This window comes from Neobacillus rhizosphaerae (assembly GCF_050477885.1).
GTDB lineage: Bacteria > Bacillota > Bacilli > Bacillales > Cytobacillaceae > Neobacillus > Neobacillus rhizosphaerae_A.
The window spans coordinates 44,938-61,742 of record NZ_JBCNAC010000053.1 but is presented as its reverse complement, the minus strand read 5'-3'; the positions used below and the strand labels follow the sequence as shown (position 1 = coordinate 61,742).

Genomic DNA, 16,805 nt, shown 5'->3' with positions numbered 1-16,805 from the left:
ATCCGTTAACAAGTAAGAGTGAGGCAGATGTTAGCTCTACTATTTTCTCGTACAGAAAAAAGATAGAGCATGTAAAGCTGACTGCCTAATCAGAGTGGAACCACGCACAAGCGTCTCTGTCGAAATGACAGGGGCGCTTTTTTATTTTTCTAAGGATAGAGCTAAACTAAGGGGGAGGAATGGCAATGTTCAAAATGATGAAAGAAGACATTGAGGTTGTGTTTGAACAAGATCCTGCAGCAAGAAGTTATTTAGAAGTGATTTTAACCTACTCAGGCTTACATGCCATATGGGCTCATCGGCTTGCACACGCTTTTTTTAAGCGAAAGTTATTTTTCATTGCCAGAGTTATATCCCAAGTGAGCCGATTTTTTACCGGAATTGAAATTCACCCTGGAGCAAAAATAGGGAGAAGATTTTTTATTGACCACGGTATGGGAATCGTCATTGGGGAAACATGTGAAATTGGCGATAACGTAACAGTGTTTCAAGGTGTTACCCTAGGTGGAACGGGTAAAGAGAAAGGGAAGCGGCATCCTACGATTAAAGATAATGCGCTCATTGCAACAGGTGCAAAAGTGCTTGGTTCCATAACAATCGGAGAAAATTCAAAGATTGGTGCAGGATCTGTTGTATTAAAAGAAGTACCCCCGAATTCCACAGTCGTTGGAGTGCCAGGAAGAGTGGTTATTCAGGATGGTAAGAGGATCAGTAAGAATAAAGACTTAAACCACTGTGACTTGCCGGATCCAATTGCTGATCGTCTAAAGGAAATGGAAAGCGAACTAACACAATTGAAACAGGAACTAGACGGATTAAGAAAAGAAGGGATCGAAGTAAATGGCCATTCAAATTTATAATACCTTGTCTCGGAAAAAAGAAACATTTGTACCGCTAGAAGAAGGAAAAGTGAAAATGTATGTATGCGGTCCGACTGTTTATAATTATATCCATATAGGAAATGCACGCCCCGCAATTGTTTTTGATACGGTAAGACGCTATCTAGAATATCGCAGTTACGATGTTCAATACGTTTCAAATTTTACAGATGTAGATGACAAACTGATTCGTGCGGCTAATCAATTAGGGGAAGATGTACCGACGATTGCGGACCGGTTTATTAATGCTTATTTTGAAGATGTAACAGCATTAGGATGCCAAAAGGCAGATGTTCATCCACGTGTTATGGAAAATATGGACATTATTATTGAATTTATTAGCCAATTAATTGAAAAAGGGTATGCTTATGAATCCGAAGGGGATGTTTATTTCCGGACGAGACACTTTGATGATTATGGCAAGCTCTCTCATCAATCCATTGATGAATTACGAGTAGGAGCTAGGATTGAAGTCGGGGATAAAAAACAGGACAATTTAGACTTTGCATTGTGGAAAGCGGCGAAGGAAGGGGAAATCTTCTGGGAGAGCCCATGGGGACTTGGCAGACCAGGCTGGCATATTGAATGCTCAGCAATGGCCAAAAAGTATCTCGGGGAAACGATTGACATTCATGCTGGCGGACAGGACTTAACCTTCCCACATCATGAAAATGAAATTGCTCAATCCGAAGCACTTTCTGGAAAGCTATTCTCACGTTATTGGATGCACAACGGCTATATTAATATCGATAATGAAAAAATGTCAAAATCACTTGGTAACTTCGTACTAGTACATGACATTATTAAGAAGCATAATCCACAAGTGTTAAGATTTTTTATGTTATCGGTTCACTACCGCAACCCAATCAACTACAGTGAAGAATTATTGGAAAGCACGAAAGCGGCATTTGATAGATTAACGACTTCTTATCAAAACTTGCAGCACCGTAAAGAAGCAAGCGCGGACTTAACTGATAACAATCAAGAGTGGCTCGATAAAATTGCAGCAGCAAAAGAGCAGTTTATTGAGGCAATGGATGATGACTTTAACACAGCAAAAGCCATTTCTGTATTGTTTGATCTCTCCAAACTTGCGAATTATTATCTTTTAGAGAAAAATACATCGGTTTCAGTGATTAATGCATTTACAGATCAATTCCAAGAATTATTCCAAGTATTAGGGTTAACGCTAGAAAGTGAAGAATTGCTGGACGAAGAAATCGATGCGCTGATTGAAAAGAGAAACCAGGCAAGGAAGGATCGCAATTTCCAATTGTCTGACCAAATTCGGGACCAGTTGAAGGAAATGAATATTATTCTAGAGGACACAGCACAAGGAACCAGATGGAAAAGGGGCTAATTCATGCTTGACTACGAAGAGACAACAGTTGACGCCAAACAATTAAATAGCCTTGCACTTGCCTATATGGGGGATGCGGTCTTTGAATCGTATGTTAGACGTCACCTTCTCTACAGCGGGAAGGTAAGACCTAATCATTTACACCGAGCTGGAACCAAATACGTATCGGCGAAGGCTCAGTGTCACATTCTCTTTCAAATGATGGATGACCAGCTCCTTACTGAAGAGGAATTGGCCGTAGTCATGCGCGGCAGAAATGCGAAATCAGGCACTGTTCCAAAAAATACAGATGTTCAAACGTATCGTTACAGCACTGCCTTCGAAGCATTGATGGGGTATTTATTTTTACAAGGTTATAACGAGCGGTTAGAAGAGCTAATTAAAAGAGCTTTTTCCTATGTAGAAGAACAGAAAGGAGGTACTGTTGAATGAGCCAGGAATACATCGTTGGAAAAAATCCAGTAATAGAAGCCCTTAAGTCGGAAAGGGATATTAATAAAATATTAATTGCTGAAGGGTCACAGCGCGGTCAAATGCAGCAAATTACCCAATTAGCAAAAGAAGCCAATGTGCTTGTTCAGTTTGTACCAAAGAAAAAAATCGACCAAATTGCGGATGAAAATCATCAGGGAGTCTTAGCCTATGTAGCAGCCTATCAATATGCTGAAATTGATGATTTATTTGCGGCAGCTGAAAAGAAGAATGAAACTCCTTTCTTTTTATTGTTGGATGAAATTGAGGATCCTCATAATCTTGGATCTATTATGCGGACAGCAGATGCAGTAGGTGCCCACGGGATTATTATTCCAAAGCGCAGGGCTGTAGGCTTAACAGCTACCGTGGCCAAAGCTTCCACAGGAGCGATTGAATATATACCAGTGGCACGTGTAACGAACATGGCACGTACGATTGATGAATTAAAGGAACGAGGATTGTGGATTGCTGGAACAGATGCGTTGGGAGAGTCGGATTATCGGCAGCTGGATGGCACACTCCCTCTTGGCTTAGTCATCGGAAGCGAAGGAAAAGGTATGGGTCGACTGATTAGGGATAAATGCGATTTCCTCATTCATTTGCCAATGGTAGGAAAAGTTACGTCTTTAAATGCTTCTGTAGCTGCCTCTTTGCTTATGTATGAGGTATATCGAAAACGAAATCCTCTAGAGAGGTAGTATATGGATATCCTGCTTGTTGATGGATATAACATTATTGGAGCATGGCCAGAGCTTAGGGAATTGAAGGATCGGGATTTACCGGCTGCACGGGATCGCTTGGTGGAAAGAATGGCCGAATATCAAGCGTTCTCTGGTTTCCGTGTCATTGTTGTATTTGATGCCCATTATGTTCAAGGAACAGAAAAAAAGTATAACAATCATAAGGTAGAAGTGATTTTTACAAAAGAAAATGAGACGGCAGATGAGCGGATTGAAAAAATGGCTATTAGTCTGAGCAATAGAAGGACACAAATCCATGTGGCGACATCCGATTTTACAGAGCAATGGGCCATTTTTGGACAAGGAGCCTTAAGAAAATCCGCTCGTGAACTGCTGATAGAAATGTCATCGATAGAAAAGGGAATCGAGAAGAGAGTAAAGAAGATTCAAGAAAAAAAGCCCGTATCCAAAATACAGATTAGTGATGAACTGGCAGAAATTTTTGAAAAATGGCGCAGAGGACAGAAATGAGCGATAGACTTCAAAAATTTTCTAATGTATAATATTAGTATCTATGCTTGTTCGGTGGAGGGGATCTACTTGAGTACGGACTTCGGGACAAAGGTCAACGAACATTTTTTCGTAATGGAAGATGAGGAAATAGTCGATTTAGTGCACCAAGGTGATAGTGAAGCGTTGGATTATTTAATCCATAAGTATCGTAATTTTGTACGTGCAAAAGCAAGATCCTATTTTTTAATTGGAGCAGATAAGGAAGATATTGTCCAAGAAGGCATGATCGGGCTTTATAAGGCCATTCGTGACTTCCGTGAGGACAAGCTTACCTCCTTTAAAGCATTTGCCGAGCTGTGTATCACACGTCAGATTATTACAGCCATTAAGACCGCAACCCGGCAGAAACACATTCCGTTAAACTCCTATGTATCTCTGGACAAGCCTATCTATGATGAAGAATCTGATCGCACGCTGATGGATGTCTTATCTGGTGCAAAGGTATTGGACCCGGAAGAATTGATTATTAATCAAGAAGAATTTGATCACATAGAGATTAAAATGACTGAATTATTAAGCGATTTAGAAAGAAAGGTACTGGCCCTTTATTTAGACGGCCAATCCTATCAGGAGATTTCTGAAGAGCTAAATCGTCACGTAAAATCCATTGATAACGCTCTACAACGTGTGAAAAGAAAACTGGAACGTTATTTAGAAATTCGTGAATTCTCCCTTTAAATTAACAAAAAGAGGAAATGGCGTTCTTGTGAATCCGCTCCCAATGATATTGACTTTAATGAGGGGTCATGTTACATTTTTGAGGATAAAAAAGAAATTTGTTTGAAGGTGTCGAATATGAGTAAAAAAGTAATTCTTGCATGTGCTGATTGTGGCTATAGGAATTATTCGACCATCAGCAAGCAGGAGCAAACAGAAAGATTAGAATTGAAAAAGTTCTGTAAAACCTGCGCCACCCATACAATCCACAGGGAAACAAAATAATTTAGATAGATCTTTGCAGTTATTTTTAGATTTTGGGGGTTACAGATATGCAACGCATAACGAAGTTCTTCAGTGATGTTTTACGCGAAATGAGAAAAGTTAGCTGGCCAAAGCGCAGTGAGCTAACTCGTTCTACTGTTACTGTTTTATCAACTGTTGTTTTTTTCGCAGCCTTCTTTGCTGTTCTTGATTTAGGAATTTCAAAATTGATTCGCTTAATTCTTGAATAATAAACCAACTTTCATGGTATAATGGTAAACATCAAAGGAAATTTTAGCTAAAAGCCCGTTTTGACGGGTTTTTTATTTGCTTAAAAAATAGTTTTTATCTTTTAGAAATAGGGAGGGACGGACGTCTAGTCCTCTTAAATGGAAAAGAATTGGTATGTAGTCCATACTTACTCAGGTTATGAAAATAAAGTAAAGGCCAACTTAGAAAAGCGTGTCGAATCAATGGGCATGTCGGATAAAATCTTCCGCGTAGTTGTTCCGGAAGAAGAAGAAACAGAAATCAAAAACGGTAAGAAAAAAGTAGTAAAGCGTAAGGTATTCCCTGGATATGTTCTCGTTGAGATCGTCATGACAGATGATTCTTGGTATGTTGTACGTAATACACCAGGTGTCACTGGTTTTGTTGGCTCTGCTGGATCAGGTTCAAAACCAACACCACTATTACCAGAAGAAGTAGTAGTTTTACTGAAGCGCATGGGCGTTGAAGAAAAACGTGTGGATGTTGATTATGAAATTGGTGAAACAGTCCGCGTAAAAGAAGGTCCTTTTGCAAACTTTACTGGATCTGTTGAAGAAATGGACAAAGACAAAGCGAAGCTTAAAGTTCTTGTAAATATGTTTGGCCGTGATACGCCAGTTGAACTTGATTTTACACAGATTGAGAAACTATAAAAAATCCCTTGTTAAGGCGGTTTTTAAAGAAAAATAATCTGATATTGTAAAAAAACTTGAAATCATTTTTAAAAAGTGGTAATATTTCATAGGTCAGTATGTCTCCAATGGAGACAAGACTTTTGTAAAGTTCTTTATGATTATAATATAAAGACTATTGTTGAGTGGGAGGGGTAAATACCCCATTAACCACATCACGGACTTTAAGGAGGTGTGTCTCGTGGCTAAAAAAGTAATTAAAATGGTTAAATTGCAAATCCCTGCTGGTAAAGCTAACCCAGCGCCACCGGTTGGTCCTGCATTAGGTCAAGCAGGTGTTAATATCATGGGATTCTGTAAAGAATTTAACGCCCGTACAGCAGATCAAGCTGGTTTGATTATCCCTGTTGAAATCACGGTATTTGAAGACCGTTCATTTACATTTATTACGAAAACTCCTCCTGCTGCCGTTCTTTTGAAAGTAGCAGCTGGAATCCAGTCTGGTTCAGGTGAACCTAACCGTAATAAAGTAGCAACAGTAAAGCGTGATAAAGTACGCGAGATTGCGGAACAAAAAATGCCTGACCTAAACGCAGCAAGCGTTGAAGCAGCAATGCGCATGGTTGAAGGTACTGCACGCAGCATGGGTATTGTAATCGAAGATTAATCCATGTAAGTTTTATTGTTGTAAGGAGTGGGGTTGCGTTATTGCGCAACCTTTATTCGTGGGAGGTTATTCCGCTAAAACCACATTCTAGGAGGAAATAAAAATGGCTAAAAAAGGTAAAAAGTATGTAGAAGCTGCAAAGCTTGTAGATCGTTTAACAGCATACCCAGTTGCAGAAGCAATTGATCTTGCAAAGAAAACTAACTACACAAAATTTGACGCTACTCTTGAAGTGGCTTTCCGCTTAGGTGTTGATCCTAAGAAAGCTGACCAACAAATCCGTGGTGCAGTTGTGCTTCCAAACGGAACTGGTAAAACTCAACGCGTTTTAGTATTCGCTAAGGGTGAGAAAGTGAAAGAAGCAGAAGCAGCTGGTGCTGATTATGTAGGTGATTCTGAATACATCAACAAAATCCAACAAGGTTGGTTTGAATTTGATGTAATCGTAGCAACTCCTGACATGATGGGTGAAGTTGGTAAACTTGGACGTGTATTAGGACCTAAAGGCTTAATGCCAAACCCTAAAACAGGTACAGTTACATTTGATGTAACAAGAGCGATCAACGAAATCAAGGCAGGTAAAGTTGAATACCGTGTTGACAAGTCTGGTAACATTCATGTACCAATCGGTAAAGCATCTTTCGAAAACGAAAAGCTTGTTGAAAACTTCAAAACTGTGTTTGAAACATTGCTTAAAGTTAAGCCTTCAGCTGCAAAAGGTACTTATATGAAGAACGTTACTGTTGCTTCAACAATGGGACCTGGCGTAAAAGTAGATCCTTCTTCAGTTACAGTTAAGTAATTTTTACCAATTGACATTCTGAAATGCATTTTATATAATGTATTTTGTTGTTTAATATAATAAACATTTGTACTGTAGACAGCAGGGGCGTTTTGCTTAATAACCTGCCGAGGTAATGCGATAGAATTGGCTGAAAATTTTCGGCTGTTGTATGCTGCCTCCATGTCTGATGATCGATATGGAGGCTTTTACTTGCCTGGTATAAATGTAGACAATCTACAGGAGGTGTAAAGATGAGCAGTGCAATCGAAGTAAAAAAACAATTAGTTGACGAAATTACTGATAAGTTAAAAGCAAGTGTATCAACTGTCGTTGTTGATTATCGTGGTCTTTCAGTTTCTGAAGTAACTGAACTTCGTAAACAACTTCGCGAAGCAGGCGTAGAATTTAAGGTTTACAAGAATTCAATGGTACGCCGTGCTGCTGATGCTGCTGAGCTTTCTAGCTTAAACGAAGCATTAACAGGTCCTAACGCAATCGCGTTCAGTTCTGAAGATGTAGTAGCGCCAGCTAAGATCTTGAATGACTTTGCTAAAAAGCATGAAGCACTTGAACTTAAAGCAGGTGTAATTGAAGGGAATGTCGCATCAGCTGAAGAAATTAAAGCTCTTGCTGACCTACCATCACGCGAAGGCTTGCTTTCTATGCTACTCAGCGTACTACAAGCTCCAATTCGCAATCTTGCTCTTGTTACAAAAGCAGTTGCAGAACAAAAAGAAGAACAAGGCGCGTAAGCTAACACTGACAGCCTAACAAAAATAAAATGTAACCAAAACTAAGGAGGAAATTTAATCATGACTAAAGAACAAATCATTGAAGCAGTTAAATCTATGACTGTTTTAGAACTTAACGATCTTGTAAAAGCAATCGAAGAAGAATTCGGCGTAACTGCTGCTGCTCCTGTAGCAATGGTTGGCGGCGCTGGTGCTGCTGCTGTTGAAGAGCAAACTGAATTTGATGTAATCCTTGCTAGCGCTGGAGATCAAAAAATCAAAGTTATCAAGGTTGTTCGTGAAATCACAGGCCTTGGTCTTAAAGAAGCAAAAGACCTTGTTGACAACACTCCAAAGGCAATCAAAGAAGGCGTTTCTAAAGAAGATGCTGAAGCAATCAAAGCTAAGCTTGATGAAGTTGGAGCTAACGTTGAAGTTAAGTAATAACCATATAGAAAAGCTCGCTGTATAAGCGGGCTTTTTTTGGCTATTTTAAAAGCGGAAGTGCTTTGAATAGTTAAAAGGAATTCCCCGTTTTTCTTCATTATATACTCCTCGGGAGGTGAGCTTTATGTCTGAACACTACTATTCTCGTACCCAGAAGGTTGAAAGTGATCCAAAGTTTTGGGACTTTATGTTAAAAAATAACCTCTTCCGTTTTAAAACGGATAACGGTGTTTTTTCAAAAAGAGAGGTAGATTTTGGCTCACGTTTATTGATTGAGTCTTTTGAAATGCCTCAGACAGAAGGATTCGTTCTGGATGTAGGCTGTGGCTACGGTCCTATCGGTTTGTCTATTGCGAAACAATATCATGATCGTGTGGTTCATATGGTAGATGTAAATGAACGTGCGATTCAACTGTCAAAGGAAAATGCAGCATTAAACAAGATCGAAAATGTTAAAGTGTATGAAAGTGACAGGCTGCTAAGTGTAAAAGAAACGAATTTTGCTGCAATCCTAACCAATCCGCCTATAAGAGCGGGAAAACAAACAGTGCATGATATTTTTGAACAAAGCTATAATCATCTTGTTTCGAATGGTGGGCTGTGGGTAGTTATTCAAAAGAAGCAAGGTGCACCATCTGCCATTGAAAAATTAAAGACACTATTTTCCGAAGTAGAGACTATTGACAAATCCAAGGGCTATTTTATTATTAAAGCGATAAAGTAGTTGACTTGGAATTTGCGTTGTGGTAGCATTATAAAATGCCATCATAATAATTTCCGAATTATTCCTTAAAATACTGAAGTTTTTAGTATAAAAAATGGATAAGAAGGAAATGATGACAAAATAATAGTCAAAATGTGAAAATGTGGTTTTTGAGTAAAAAACCCTTTTTCTTTTTGTCTAATGAGAAGGGTTAATTTTTCCTTCCGGTAGACGTTAATAGATTTATTAAAAAACGCTTGATTTGAGGGGTGAATCAGTTGACAGGTCAACTAGTTCAGTATGGACGACACCGCCAACGAAGAAGTTACGCACGAATCAGTGAAGTTTTAGAATTACCAAATCTTATTGAAATCCAAACCTCTTCATATCAATGGTTTCTGGATGAGGGATTGCGTGAAATGTTCCAGGATATTTCACCGATCGAAGACTTTACTGGTAACCTATCACTGGAATTTATTGATTACAGCCTTGGCGATCCAAAGTATTCTGTAGAAGAATCAAAAGAACGGGACGTTACATATTCTGCTCCATTACGTGTAAAAGTACGTCTTGTAAACAAAGAAACAGGCGAAGTAAAAGATCAAGATGTATTCATGGGTGATTTTCCACTTATGACTGAAACAGGTACGTTCGTCATTAATGGAGCAGAACGCGTTATTGTTTCACAATTAGTGCGTTCACCGAGCGTTTACTTTAGTGGAAAACTTGATAAAAATGGGAAAAAAGGGTTTACAGCTACTGTAATTCCGAACCGCGGCGCTTGGCTGGAATATGAAACAGATGCCAAAGATGTCGTATATGTGAGAATAGATCGTACTCGGAAACTGCCCGTTACGGTTCTTTTGCGTGCACTAGGCTTCGGCTCTGATCAAGAAATCATTGAATTGATTGGCGACAATGAGTATATTCGTAATACTCTAGAGAAGGACAACACAGAAGGTGTGGATAAAGCGCTTCTTGAAATCTATGAGCGTCTACGTCCAGGTGAACCACCTACAGTTGATAACGCAAAAAGCTTATTAGTTTCTCGCTTCTTTGATCCAAAGCGCTACGATCTTGCAAATGTAGGACGCTATAAAATTAATAAGAAGCTTCATATTAAAAACCGCTTATTTAACCAACGTTTAGCAGAATCGCTTGCCGATCCTGAAACAGGTGAAATTATCGCTGAAAAGGGAACCGTTCTAGATAGAAGAAACCTAGATAGAATTATCCCTGCACTTGAAAAGAACATTAATTTCAAAGGCTTTAATCCTGTTGGCGGTGTGGTTGAGGATGAAATCACTTTACAGGGCATTAAAATTTATGCACCTGGTGATGAAAATGAAAAAGTAATTAATGTATTAGGTAATGCCTATGTGGCGGAACCAATTAAAAATATTACACCTGCCGATATTATTGCTTCAATCAGCTACTTCTTCAATTTATTGCATGGAGTAGGCGATACAGATGATATCGACCACTTAGGTAACAGACGTCTTCGTTCTGTTGGTGAATTGTTGCAAAATCAATTCCGTATTGGTTTATCCCGTATGGAACGTGTCGTTCGTGAAAGAATGTCTATTCAAGATACAGCAACGATTACACCACAGCAGTTAATTAATATTCGTCCAGTTATCGCATCAATTAAGGAGTTCTTCGGAAGCTCCCAGTTATCTCAGTTTATGGATCAAACAAATCCACTTGCTGAGTTAACACATAAGCGTCGTCTATCTGCACTCGGACCTGGTGGTTTAACTCGTGAGCGAGCAGGCTTTGAAGTTCGTGACGTTCACTACTCTCACTATGGCCGTATGTGTCCGATTGAGACGCCGGAAGGTCCAAACATTGGTTTGATCAACTCACTATCTTCCTATGCAAAAGTAAACCGTTTCGGTTTCATTGAAACTCCTTACCGTCGTGTTGATCCAGACACTGGCAAGGTAACAAGCCGTATCGATTACTTAACAGCGGATGAAGAAGATAACTATGTAGTAGCACAGGCGAATTCCCGTCTTTCTGATGATGGTTCATTCATTGATGCAGATATCGTAGCGCGTTTCCGTGGTGAAAACACTGTAGTAAACCGTGACCGTATCGACTATATGGATGTATCACCAAAACAAGTAGTTTCTGCGGCAACAGCTTGTATTCCGTTCCTTGAAAACGATGACTCCAACCGTGCCTTGATGGGTGCGAACATGCAGCGTCAAGCAGTACCTCTTATGCAGCCTGAGGCTCCAAGAGTTGGTACAGGTATGGAATATGTATCAGGAAAAGACTCTGGTGCAGCGGTCATTTGTAAGACTGATGGAATCGTTGAGCATGTTGAAGCCCGTGAAGTTTGGGTTCGCGAAATGAAAGAAGTAGATGGCCAAGAAGTGAAAGGCGATCTTAAGAAATATCGTTTATTAAAGTTCATCCGTTCTAACCAGGGTACTTGCTACAACCAACGCCCAATCGTTGCTGTTGGTGACCGAGTGAAAAAAGGCGAAATTCTTGCTGATGGTCCTTCAATGGAATTAGGTGAGTTAGCACTAGGACGTAATGTTCTTGTTGCCTTCATGACTTGGGATGGTTATAACTACGAAGATGCGATCATTATGAGTGAACGTCTTGTAAAAGATGATGTGTATACATCCATTCATATTGAAGAATACGAGTCAGAATCTCGTGATACTAAACTAGGACCTGAAGAAATTACCCGTGATATTCCAAATGTTGGTGAAGATGCTCTTCGTAACTTAGATGAGCGAGGTATTATTCGCACAGGTGCAGAAGTAAAAGACGGAGATCTTCTTGTAGGTAAAGTTACGCCAAAAGGTGTGACTGAATTAACTGCTGAAGAGCGTCTCTTACATGCCATTTTTGGAGAAAAGGCTCGTGAAGTTCGTGATACTTCATTACGGGTTCCACATGGTGGCGGAGGTATCGTTCATGACGTTAAAGTCTTCAATCGTGAAGATGGTGATGAACTACCACCGGGTGTTAACCAGCTTGTCCGCGTTTATATCGTTCAGAAACGTAAGATTCATGAAGGAGATAAAATGGCGGGACGACATGGTAACAAAGGGGTTATCTCAAGGATCTTACCTGAAGAGGATATGCCTTATTTACCAGATGGTACACCAGTTGATATCATGTTAAACCCGTTAGGGGTACCTTCTCGTATGAATATCGGACAGGTGCTTGAACTTCACCTCGGTATGGCAGCGAGAGCACTTAATATTCACGTGGCAACTCCAGTATTTGATGGTGCGCGTGAGGAAGATGTGTGGGGAACAATTGAAGAAGCTGGAATGTCTCGTGATGCGAAAACCGTTCTTTATGATGGTCGCTCAGGTGAGCCATTTGATAACCGTGTATCAGTTGGTGTCATGTATATGATCAAACTAGCACACATGGTTGATGATAAACTTCATGCTCGTTCAACTGGACCTTACTCACTTGTTACACAGCAGCCACTTGGTGGTAAAGCACAATTTGGTGGACAGCGTTTCGGAGAGATGGAGGTATGGGCACTTGAAGCTTACGGTGCTGCATATACTCTTCAAGAAATCCTTACTGTTAAATCAGATGACGTCGTTGGTCGTGTGAAAACATATGAAGCCATTGTTAAAGGTGAAAATGTTCCAGAACCAGGTGTTCCTGAGTCATTTAAAGTATTAATTAAAGAACTTCAGAGTCTAGGTATGGATGTTAAAATCCTATCTGGTGATGAAAAAGAAATAGAAATGCGCGACACGGAAGACGAGGATGACTTACAACAAGTCGATACGTTAAACATTGTTCCAGATGCGCCAAGCCTTGAATCTGAAAAAGTAGGTTCAAAAGAGTAATTAATTAAATATCTGATCTACAGCGCACATCCATTTGTGTGTGCGCTGTTGTATTTTTTGAACGCACTAAGGGTAAAACCTGGATATCGAAAGGGAGGTAGGCCCCTTGCTTGACGTTAATAATTTTGAGTATATGAAAATTGGTCTTGCTTCACCGGATAAAATCCGTTCATGGTCATTCGGAGAAGTGAAAAAGCCAGAAACCATTAACTATCGTACGTTAAAGCCTGAAAAGGATGGTTTATTCTGCGAACGTATTTTTGGTCCAACAAAGGATTGGGAATGTCATTGCGGTAAATATAAGCGTGTCCGTTATAAAGGCGTCGTTTGTGACCGATGTGGGGTTGAAGTCACTCGTGCAAAAGTACGTCGTGAGCGTATGGGTCACATCGAACTTGCAGCACCTGTATCACATATTTGGTATTTCAAAGGAATCCCAAGCCGAATGGGACTTGTTCTTGATATGTCCCCTCGTGCATTAGAAGAAATAATTTACTTTGCTTCTTATGTAGTGACAGAATCAGGTGATACTGCTCTTGATAAAAAGCAGCTTCTTTCTGAAAAAGAATATCGTGCCTATCGTGAAAAGTACGGAAACAAATTCCAAGCTGCCATGGGTGCTGAAGCGATTAAAAAGCTTCTATCCGATATCGATTTAAATAAAGAAGTAGATATTTTAAAGGAAGAACTAAAAACAGCACAAGGTCAACGTCGTACACGTGCGATTAAGCGCCTTGAAGTGTTAGAAGCATTCCGTGGTTCTGGAAATGAACCTGATTGGATGATTCTTGACGTACTACCTGTAATTCCTCCTGAACTTCGTCCAATGGTTCAATTGGATGGAGGAAGATTTGCTACTTCTGACTTAAACGATCTTTACCGTAGAGTAATTAACCGTAACAACCGTTTAAAGCGTCTATTAGACCTTGGTGCACCAAGCATCATCGTCCAAAACGAAAAGCGTATGCTTCAAGAAGCAGTTGATGCCTTGATTGATAACGGTCGTCGTGGCCGTCCAGTTACAGGACCTGGTAACCGTCCGCTAAAATCTCTTTCACATATGTTAAAAGGTAAACAAGGACGTTTCCGTCAAAACTTGCTTGGTAAGCGTGTTGACTATTCTGGTCGTTCCGTAATCGTTGTAGGTCCAAACTTAAAAATGTATCAATGTGGTCTTCCTAAAGAAATGGCACTTGAACTCTTCAAGCCATTTGTTATGAAGGAGCTTGTTGAAAAAGGTTTAGCTCATAATATCAAATCAGCTAAACGTAAAATTGAACGAGTATCCCCAGATGTATGGGATGTACTCGAAGATGTAATTAGAGAGCATCCAGTTCTCTTAAACCGTGCCCCTACATTGCACAGATTAGGTATTCAGGCATTTGAACCAACGCTTGTTGAAGGACGGGCAATTCGCCTTCACCCTCTTGTATGTACTGCATACAATGCGGACTTCGATGGTGACCAAATGGCTGTTCACGTACCACTATCTTCTGAAGCGCAAGCTGAAGCAAGATTATTAATGCTTGCAGCGCAAAACATCCTTAACCCTAAAGATGGTAAACCGGTTGTTACTCCTTCCCAGGATATGGTGTTAGGTAACTATTACTTAACTCTAGAGCGTGAAGGCGCTGTCGGCGAGGGTATGATTTTCAAAGATACAAACGAAGCAGTTCTTGCTTATCAGAATGGTTTTGCTCATTTCCATACACGTGTAGCTGTTCATGCTGGTTCGTTAGGGAATGAGACTTTCACTGAAGAACAAAACAATAAGCTATTAATTACTACAGTTGGTAAGCTTATTTTTAACGAGATTCTTCCGAAGTCATTCCCATATATCAATGAACCGACTCGACATAATCTAGAAGTTGAAACACCTGCGAAGTATTTCGTTGAAAAAGGTGAGGACGTTCTAGCTAAAATAAAGTCAATGCCATTGGTGGATCCGTTCAAAAAGAAAATCCTTGGTAATATTATTGCTGAAGTATTCAAGCGATTCAAAATCACAGAAACGTCTAAAATGCTTGACCGTATGAAGGACCTTGGATTTAAACATTCAACAAAAGCGGGAATAACAGTTGGTGTAGCTGATATCGTTGTACTTGGTGAGAAACAGCAAATCCTCCAAGAAGCTCAAGGTAAAGTAGATAACGTGACAAAGCAGTTCAGACGTGGTCTTATTACCGAGGAAGAGCGTTATGATCGTGTGATTGCAATTTGGTCTCAAGCGAAGGATGTTATTCAAGGTAAGTTGATGAAATCCTTAAACAAGACAAATCCAATCTTCATGATGAGTGATTCTGGTGCCCGTGGTAACGCATCTAACTTTACACAGCTTGCTGGTATGCGTGGTCTGATGGCCAACCCGGCTGGTCGTATCATTGAATTACCAATTAAATCAAGTTTCCGTGAAGGCTTAACCGTATTAGAGTACTTTATCTCTACGCACGGTGCGCGTAAAGGTCTTGCAGATACAGCCCTTAAAACAGCTGACTCAGGTTACCTAACACGCCGTCTTGTTGACGTTGCTCAAGATGTCATTGTTCGTGAAGATGATTGTGGCACCGACCGCGGATTTATAATCAGTGCCTTAAAAGACGGTACAGAAATCATCGAAGGCTTAGATGAACGCCTAATTGGTCGTTATGCACGAAATCCAATCAAGCATCCAGAAACAAATGAAGTACTTGTTCCTGAAAATGGTCTGATTACTGAAGATTTAGCAGAAATCATTGTCGGTGCAGGAATTGATACAGTGAAAATTCGTTCTGCATTTACATGTAATACACGTCATGGTGTATGTAAGAAATGTTATGGCCGTAACTTGGCAACTGGTCAAGAAGTTGAAGTAGGTGAAGCAGTTGGTATTATTGCTGCACAATCCATCGGTGAGCCAGGAACACAGTTAACCATGCGTACCTTCCATACCGGCGGTGTTGCTGGAGACGATATTACCCAAGGTTTACCGCGTATCCAAGAGATTTTCGAAGCGCGTAACCCTAAAGGTCAGGCTGTTATTTCTGAAATTGAAGGTGTGGTTGTTGGAATTAACGAAGGACGTGATCGTCAGCATGAAATCGTCGTTCAAGGCGAAGTTGAATCACGTACTTACAATGCTCCATACACAGCACGCTTAAAAGTGGCGATCAATGACAAGGTTGCTCGTGGTCAAGAACTAACTGAAGGTTCAATCGACCCTAAAGAGTTAATCAAAGTCAAAGACGTTACATCTGTTCAAGAATACCTATTGCGTGAAGTACAAAAAGTTTACCGCATGCAAGGGGTTGAAATCGGCGATAAGCACGTAGAAGTAATGGTTCGTCAGATGCTCCGTAAAATCCGTGTTAGTGATGCGGGTGAAACAGAGGTACTTCCAGGTACACTACTTGATATTCACCAATTTACTGATGCGAACGAAAAGGCATTACTTGAAGGTAAACTACCTGCAACAGGCCGTCCAGTACTACTTGGTATTACAAAAGCATCTCTTGAAACAGATTCATTCTTGTCTGCAGCATCCTTCCAAGAAACGACAAGAGTTCTTACAGATGCAGCAATCAAAGGCAAGCGTGATGAATTACTCGGCTTGAAGGAGAATGTTATCATCGGTAAGCTTGTTCCTGCTGGTACAGGTATGCAGCGTTACCGTAAAGCGGAGCCAGTTCTTCGTGATACCACTTCTGAAGAGACCGTTGCAATTGATTAATTAACATAGTGGTACCTGCACAATTGCAGGTACCCTATTTTAAGAATAAAATTTACCAATTGCTGTCTTGAATAAAAAATCGAAACATTTGTTGACAACTATTTGGTAAGATGATACTATATCAAAGGTGCTCCTATTCA

16 protein-coding genes and 2 other annotated features (1 of these 18 running past the window's edge) are annotated in these 16,805 nt (G+C 40.1%); all 16 genes read left to right on the top strand.

The window, feature by feature from the left end; genetic code table 11:
* Positions 1-121: a binding site (T-box leader), on the top strand; it begins 148 nt to the left of the window's first position.
* Positions 122-185: 64 nt separating this feature from the next.
* The 16 genes from cysE (at position 186) to rpoC (ending at position 16,665) form a co-directional block, all read left to right on the top strand.
* Positions 186-860 (top strand): serine O-acetyltransferase, encoded by a 675-nt coding sequence (gene cysE / locus ABES03_RS07065; protein WP_430116358.1) that lies wholly within the window; start codon positions 186-188, stop codon positions 858-860.
* On the top strand, positions 841-2,238 hold the full coding sequence (gene cysS, locus ABES03_RS07060) for a cysteine--tRNA ligase (RefSeq protein WP_430116355.1): 1,398 nt from the start codon (positions 841-843) through the stop codon (positions 2,236-2,238). Before cysE ends, cysS begins: the two co-directional genes overlap by 20 nt.
* Positions 2,239-2,241: 3 nt before the next feature.
* Entirely contained in the window at positions 2,242-2,670 is a 429-nt protein-coding gene (locus ABES03_RS07055; RefSeq protein WP_430116353.1) for a Mini-ribonuclease 3, read from the top strand.
* Complete coding sequence (gene rlmB, locus ABES03_RS07050; protein WP_430116350.1) at positions 2,667-3,410, top strand: 23S rRNA (guanosine(2251)-2'-O)-methyltransferase RlmB; 744 nt, start codon at positions 2,667-2,669, stop codon at positions 3,408-3,410. Before ABES03_RS07055 ends, rlmB begins: the two co-directional genes overlap by 4 nt.
* A 3-nt stretch (positions 3,411-3,413) precedes the next feature.
* Entirely contained in the window at positions 3,414-3,923 is a 510-nt protein-coding gene (locus ABES03_RS07045; protein ID WP_430116347.1) for an NYN domain-containing protein, read from the top strand.
* A 69-nt stretch (positions 3,924-3,992) separates the two neighbouring features.
* Entirely contained in the window at positions 3,993-4,643 is a 651-nt protein-coding gene (gene sigH / locus ABES03_RS07040) for an RNA polymerase sporulation sigma factor SigH (RefSeq protein WP_335544677.1), read from the top strand.
* A gap of 117 nt (positions 4,644-4,760) precedes the next feature.
* Complete coding sequence (gene rpmG, locus ABES03_RS07035) at positions 4,761-4,907, top strand: 50S ribosomal protein L33 (RefSeq protein ID WP_430116344.1); 147 nt, start codon at positions 4,761-4,763, stop codon at positions 4,905-4,907.
* A gap of 47 nt (positions 4,908-4,954) precedes the next feature.
* Positions 4,955-5,137 (top strand): preprotein translocase subunit SecE, encoded by a 183-nt coding sequence (gene secE / locus ABES03_RS07030; RefSeq protein WP_308081579.1) that lies wholly within the window; start codon positions 4,955-4,957, stop codon positions 5,135-5,137.
* Between the two features lie 138 nt (positions 5,138-5,275).
* Entirely contained in the window at positions 5,276-5,809 is a 534-nt protein-coding gene (gene nusG / locus ABES03_RS07025; RefSeq protein ID WP_430116341.1) for a transcription termination/antitermination protein NusG, read from the top strand.
* Between the two features lie 220 nt (positions 5,810-6,029).
* Entirely contained in the window at positions 6,030-6,455 is a 426-nt protein-coding gene (gene rplK, locus ABES03_RS07020) for a 50S ribosomal protein L11 (protein ID WP_071458930.1), read from the top strand.
* Between the two features lie 103 nt (positions 6,456-6,558).
* The gene (gene rplA / locus ABES03_RS07015) at positions 6,559-7,257 is read left to right on the top strand and encodes a 50S ribosomal protein L1 (RefSeq protein ID WP_430116338.1); all 699 of its coding nucleotides are present in this window, start codon (positions 6,559-6,561) and stop codon (positions 7,255-7,257) included.
* A gap of 54 nt (positions 7,258-7,311) precedes the next feature.
* Positions 7,312-7,457: a sequence feature (ribosomal protein L10 leader region), on the top strand.
* Between the two features lie 33 nt (positions 7,458-7,490).
* A complete protein-coding gene (gene rplJ, locus ABES03_RS07010) occupies positions 7,491-7,991 on the top strand; it encodes a 50S ribosomal protein L10 (RefSeq protein ID WP_430116335.1) in 501 nt (166 codons plus the stop codon).
* 60 nt (positions 7,992-8,051) lie between these two features.
* The gene (rplL, locus tag ABES03_RS07005) at positions 8,052-8,414 is read left to right on the top strand and encodes a 50S ribosomal protein L7/L12 (protein WP_066321249.1); all 363 of its coding nucleotides are present in this window, start codon (positions 8,052-8,054) and stop codon (positions 8,412-8,414) included.
* 127 nt (positions 8,415-8,541) lie between these two features.
* Positions 8,542-9,141, top strand: a complete 600-nt coding sequence (locus ABES03_RS07000; RefSeq protein ID WP_430116333.1) for a class I SAM-dependent methyltransferase — start codon at positions 8,542-8,544, stop codon at positions 9,139-9,141.
* Between the two features lie 257 nt (positions 9,142-9,398).
* On the top strand, positions 9,399-12,959 hold the full coding sequence (gene rpoB, locus ABES03_RS06995) for a DNA-directed RNA polymerase subunit beta (RefSeq protein WP_430116332.1): 3,561 nt from the start codon (positions 9,399-9,401) through the stop codon (positions 12,957-12,959).
* A gap of 106 nt (positions 12,960-13,065) precedes the next feature.
* Positions 13,066-16,665, top strand: coding sequence for a DNA-directed RNA polymerase subunit beta' (rpoC, locus tag ABES03_RS06990; protein WP_430116331.1), 3,600 nt, complete (start codon positions 13,066-13,068; stop codon positions 16,663-16,665).
* Positions 16,666-16,805: the final 140 nt, after the last annotated feature.

Bases quoted from the DNA above. Each gene is read 5' to 3' on its own strand.
- cysE (WP_430116358.1), top strand. From the start codon at position 186: ATGTTCAAAATGATGAAAGAAGACATTGAGGTTGTGTTTGAACAAGAT.
- cysS (WP_430116355.1), top strand. From the start codon at position 841: ATGGCCATTCAAATTTATAATACCTTGTCTCGGAAAAAAGAAACATTT.
- ABES03_RS07055 (WP_430116353.1), top strand. From the start codon at position 2,242: ATGCTTGACTACGAAGAGACAACAGTTGACGCCAAACAATTAAATAGC.
- rlmB (WP_430116350.1), top strand. From the start codon at position 2,667: ATGAGCCAGGAATACATCGTTGGAAAAAATCCAGTAATAGAAGCCCTT.
- ABES03_RS07045 (WP_430116347.1), top strand. From the start codon at position 3,414: ATGGATATCCTGCTTGTTGATGGATATAACATTATTGGAGCATGGCCA.
- rpmG (WP_430116344.1), top strand. From the start codon at position 4,761: ATGAGTAAAAAAGTAATTCTTGCATGTGCTGATTGTGGCTATAGGAAT.
- secE (WP_308081579.1), top strand. From the start codon at position 4,955: ATGCAACGCATAACGAAGTTCTTCAGTGATGTTTTACGCGAAATGAGA.
- nusG (WP_430116341.1), top strand. From the start codon at position 5,276: ATGGAAAAGAATTGGTATGTAGTCCATACTTACTCAGGTTATGAAAAT.
- rplA (WP_430116338.1), top strand. From the start codon at position 6,559: ATGGCTAAAAAAGGTAAAAAGTATGTAGAAGCTGCAAAGCTTGTAGAT.
- rplJ (WP_430116335.1), top strand. From the start codon at position 7,491: ATGAGCAGTGCAATCGAAGTAAAAAAACAATTAGTTGACGAAATTACT.
- rplL (WP_066321249.1), top strand. From the start codon at position 8,052: ATGACTAAAGAACAAATCATTGAAGCAGTTAAATCTATGACTGTTTTA.
- ABES03_RS07000 (WP_430116333.1), top strand. From the start codon at position 8,542: ATGTCTGAACACTACTATTCTCGTACCCAGAAGGTTGAAAGTGATCCA.